Origin of the sequence: Streptomyces sp. SID14478, from assembly GCF_010548525.1 — a bacterium.
Classification (GTDB): Bacteria; Actinomycetota; Actinomycetes; order Streptomycetales; family Streptomycetaceae; genus Streptomyces.
Genome location: NZ_JAAGMG010001075.1, coordinates 1 through 4,361 on the forward strand (window position 1 = coordinate 1; position 4,361 = coordinate 4,361).

Annotated in this window: 4 protein-coding genes and 1 pseudogene; 3 read left to right on the forward strand and 2 right to left on the reverse strand. The window is 70.6% G+C overall.

Annotated elements, in window-relative coordinates; genetic code table 11:
* Positions 1-568, forward strand: a pseudogene (locus G3I40_RS35130) (serine/threonine protein kinase); the annotation flags it as partial.
* Positions 569-587: 19 nt separating this feature from the next.
* Here the strand turns inward: G3I40_RS35130 and G3I40_RS35135 are convergent.
* On the reverse strand, positions 588-2,042 hold the full coding sequence (locus tag G3I40_RS35135) for an amino acid permease (protein ID WP_164558900.1): 1,455 nt from the start codon (positions 2,040-2,042) through the stop codon (positions 588-590).
* Positions 2,043-2,216: 174 nt separating this feature from the next.
* On the opposite strand from G3I40_RS35135, the gene G3I40_RS35140 reads away from it, so the two are divergent.
* Entirely contained in the window at positions 2,217-2,699 is a 483-nt protein-coding gene (locus tag G3I40_RS35140) for a ribose-5-phosphate isomerase (RefSeq protein ID WP_164558901.1), read from the forward strand.
* 112 nt (positions 2,700-2,811) lie between these two features.
* Positions 2,812-3,639, forward strand: coding sequence for a DNA-formamidopyrimidine glycosylase family protein (locus G3I40_RS35145; protein WP_164558902.1), 828 nt, complete (start codon positions 2,812-2,814; stop codon positions 3,637-3,639).
* 4 nt (positions 3,640-3,643) lie between these two features.
* Here the strand turns inward: G3I40_RS35145 and G3I40_RS35150 are convergent.
* The coding region (locus G3I40_RS35150; protein WP_203645345.1) for a sterol carrier protein domain-containing protein at positions 3,644-4,361 on the reverse strand (718 nt) is incomplete at its 5' end.

The following is a 4,361-nucleotide window of genomic DNA, read 5'->3' on the forward strand; positions in this document are numbered from 1 at the left end:
GGGCCTCGTGGCGGCGCTCGCCCTCACCCTGCCCGGCGACGAGTCCGCCGGCGGCGACAAGAAGGCGGGCGGCGGCCCGGCGGCCACGTCGCCGTCGCCCACGGTCGAGGGCACCTCGCGCCCGCCGTCCGACCGGACCCTGCCGCCGGGCGCGCGCCGCGAGGGAGGCTTCGCCTGGGTGCCCCCGAAGGGCTGGAAGCGGGTCGTGAGGACGGCGTCGAACGTGCACTACACCGCGCCGGACGGCACCCAGGAACTCTCGGGCCTGTCGTCCCTGGCGGTGAACGACCTCCTGGCGACCTGGCGGAAGTCGGAGCAGAGCGCCCACGAGGGCCAGGACTACCGGAAGATCCGCCTGGACCGCACGACGTTCCGCGGCCGCCCCGCGGTGGTCTGGGAGTACCTGTTCACCCTCGACGGCAAGCGCTGGCACGCCGAGCAGCTCGGCTTCGACCAGGGCGCGCAGTCGTACCAGATCAGCACCTGGTACCGGACGGCGGTCGCGGAGCAGGGCGAGCGGACGTACGAGCGGGTGAAGAAGACCTTCACGGTGCTCGACCCGCAATAGCCCTGCTCCGGAAGGAACCTCAGCCGCGGTCGGCGGGCACCTGACGGTTGCGCTGGACCTTCTCGCGCACCAAGGAGAACCCGACCACGAACGCGGCCACCAGCAGCGAGAGCAGCACCTGCTCCCGCCCGGCGTCGTCCGTCAGCATGTACACGAGCACGAACGAGATCATCGCGATCGTCGCCCACGTCAGATACGGGAACAGCCACATCTTCACGACGAGCTTCTCCGGCTGCTCGCGCAGGATGATGCCGCGCATCTTCAGCTGCGTGAAGCAGATGACGAGCCACACGAACAGGGCGACGGCGCCCGAGGAGTTCAGCAGGAAGTCGAAGACGGTGTCCGGCCACTGGTAGTTGAACCACACCGCGAGGAAGCCGAAGACGACGGAGCCGAGGATCGCGACCCGCGGCACGCCGCGCGACGTGGTCCGCGCGAACGCCTTCGGGGCGTCGCCGCGCTGCCCGAGCGAGAACGCCATGCGGGAGGCGGTGTACAGGCCGGAGTTGAGGCACGACAGCACGGCGGTCAGCACGATGACGTCCATGACCTGTCCGGCGTGCGGGATGCCGATGGAGTTCAGGGCGGCGACGTAGGAGCCGTCCTTGAGGATCGAGGCGTCGTTCCACGGCAGCAGCGTCAGCACGACGAAGATCGAGCCGAGGTAGAAGATGCCGATGCGCCAGATCACGGAGTTGGTGGCCCGGGTGACGGCCTTCTGCGGGTCCTCGGACTCACCGGCGGCGAGCGTGACGATCTCGGAGCCCATGAAGGAGAAGACGACCATCAGGACGCCGGTGAGGATCGCGCCCGGTCCCTCGGGGAAGAACCCGCCGGAATCCGTCAGGTGCCCGAACCCGCTGCCCGGGTTGTCCGAGCCCGGCAGCACGCCGAAGACGGCGAGCAGGCCGACGATCACGAACGCGCCGATGGCGACGACCTTGATCCCGGCGAACCAGAACTCGAACTCGCCGTAGGAGCCGACGGCCGCCAGGTTCACCGCGGTGAGCACGAGCATCACGATCAGTGCCCAGCCCCACTGCGGGACGCCGGGTATCCAGCCGTTGAGGATCTTGGCACCGGCGGTCGCCTCCACGGCGAGCACCACGACCCAGAAGAACCAGTACAGCCAGCCGATGGAGAACCCGGCCCAGCGCCCGAGGGCCTGGTCGGCGTAGGCGGAGAAGGACCCGGACGTCGGCCGGGCGGCGGCCATCTCGCCGAGCATCCGCATCACGAGGACGACCATCGCGCCGACGAGGGCGTACGAGATGAGGATGGCGGGTCCGGCGGCCGCGATCCCGGAGCCGGATCCGACGAACAGACCGGCGCCGATGACACCGCCGATGGCGATCATCGACAGGTGCCGGTTCTTCAGCCCTGCCTGCAGGCCGTCACCGCCGGTACCACCCGGGCCCCCTGCGGGGTCGCCGGGCGGGGTGTCTTCCGTCGCAAGGGATGACTGCGAGGTCATGAACGGATCCTTAGGTTCTCGGGGTACGAGCCCTGGCATTCAAAGCGCACAAGCGGACGGGGTGGAAGACCTGAATCCGGATTGTTGTCTTCGTTACGTCGGTCGCGCTTCCGGATGACCATGGTTTCGCCCCCGCACGCGGCTACCCGGCCCGCGGCGTGCCACACTCGACGCATGCGCGTGTACCTCGGCTCGGATCATGCCGGCTACGAACTCAAGAACCACCTCGTCGAATGGCTCAAGGCCCGCGGCCATGAGCCCGTCGACTGCGGGCCCCACCTCTATGACGCCCTGGACGACTACCCCCCGTTCTGCCTCCGCGCCGCGGAGCGCACGGCGGCGGACCCGGACGCCCTGGGCATCGTGATCGGCGGCTCCGGCAACGGGGAGCAGATCGCCGCGAACAAGGTGAAGGGCGTCCGTGCGGCCCTCGCCTGGAGCGAGCAGACCGCCGCCCTCGGCCGCGAGCACAACAACGCGAACGTGCTCTCCATCGGCGGTCGCATGCACAGCGAGGAGGAGGCGACGAAGTTCGTCGAGATCTTCCTGGGCACCCCGTACTCGCACGAGGAGCGCCACCAGCGCCGCATCGACATGCTGACGCGCTACGAGGAGACCGGCGAGCTCCCGGCGATCCCGGACCACCACCCCAAGTAAGCCCCTCCGGGCACGAACAAGCCCCTCCGGCGATCGAGGAGCGGGGTCCGGGCAGAGCCCCGTGCCCTGGTCCTCGATCGCCGTTGCCGTGCCCGCCCCGAGAGGAAAGTCCGTGCCGGAAGGCCACACGATCCACCGCCTGGCCCAAGATCACGCCGAACGCTTCGCGGGCAAGAAGACAACGGTCACCAGCCCCCAGGGCAAGTTCTCCGACGCGGCCGCACTCCTCACCGGCCAGGAACTGGCCCGCACGGAGGCCCACGGCAAACACCTCTTCCTCGGCTTCGGTGCCTCGGTGGACACCTGGATCCACATCCACCTGGGCCTCTTCGGCAAGTACACCCTCGGCGAGACCCCCGCCCCGCCGCCGACGGACACGGTCCGCCTGCGCCTGGCCAACGACACGCACTACTCGGACCTGCGCGGCCCCACGACCTGCGCCCTGATCACGGACGCCGAGAAGCAGGCGATACACGAGCGCCTCGGCCCCGACCCGCTGCGCCCCGACGACGCCCCGTCGAAGGCGTACGCGCGCATCTCCCGCAGCCGCACGACGATCGCCGCGCTCCTCATGGACCAGAAGGTCATCGCGGGCGTCGGCAACGTCTACCGCGCGGAGGTCCTCTTCCGCCACGGCATCGACCCGTACACGCCCGGCAAGGACCTCACCGAGGCTCGATTCACCGCGATCTGGGACGACTTGGTGGACCTGATGCGCGACGGCGTCCGCGCCAACCGCATCGACACGGTCCGCCCCGAGCACACTCCCGAGGCGATGAACCGCCCGCCGCGCGTCGACGACCACGGCGGCGAGGTCTACGTCTACCGCCGCGCGCCCCAGCCCTGCCACCTGTGCGGCACCCCGGTCCGCACGGCGGAACTGGCGGCCCGCAACCTCTTCTGGTGCCCTTCGTGCCAGCCCGCGGGCCAGTCGGGCTGAGCCGCTAGAACCCGTGCTGCAGCCAGGGCGCGACCGGCGACCCGAACGCCACCGAGGCCTCCGCGAGCGCCCCGTGCCGCAGCTCGCGCACCCGCCCGGCGCCCGCCAGTTCCAGAAGTGACGTGCCGCCGAGGTAGGCGGCGCCCAACTCCCGTACGGACAGGGCGAGATCGGCCGCCTCCCGGGTGCGCGTGCAGGAGGCGCCCTTCGCGTCGCCGGACAGCCGCCAACGCCCTTGGTTCCAGGGGCAGAACGCGTCCTCCAGCTCGAACACGACGTCCACGGGCGTGAGATACGTACGCGCTTCGAGGGCGGCGCCTACCTCCACCAGACGTACGTGCAGCGCGTCCCGCATCCGTACCCCGCAGCGACGGATGTCGGAGACGAGGGACAGCAGCGGATCGTCCACGGGGCGGTTGCGCGCCTCCACCGTCGACGTCAGGTCGATGTCGCACAGGAACCGCCACAGCGCCGCGTACGCGGCCGGGTCGGGGGACTGCACGTCCTGCACCTGGATCCGCCCGTGCGGCGTCGCGAACTCGGACTCCGGCTTGTTCCGGAACCGGGCGAAGCCGACCGTCTTTCCGTCCCGCTCCGCGACGACGCACTGCAGCGGCGACGCCCCGCCCCGCTCCTCGGGCGGGTCGAGCAGCGGCAGCCGCTCCCAGCCGGGCTCCCGGGCGAGCATCCCGGGCCGGGTGCCGGCCATGCGCAGGTGCACC

Coding starts and splice junctions, on each gene's coding strand:
- G3I40_RS35135 (WP_164558900.1), bottom strand. CDS start 2,042: ATGACCTCGCAGTCATCCCTTGCGACGGAAGACACCCCGCCCGGCGAC.
- G3I40_RS35140 (WP_164558901.1), top strand. CDS start 2,217: ATGCGCGTGTACCTCGGCTCGGATCATGCCGGCTACGAACTCAAGAAC.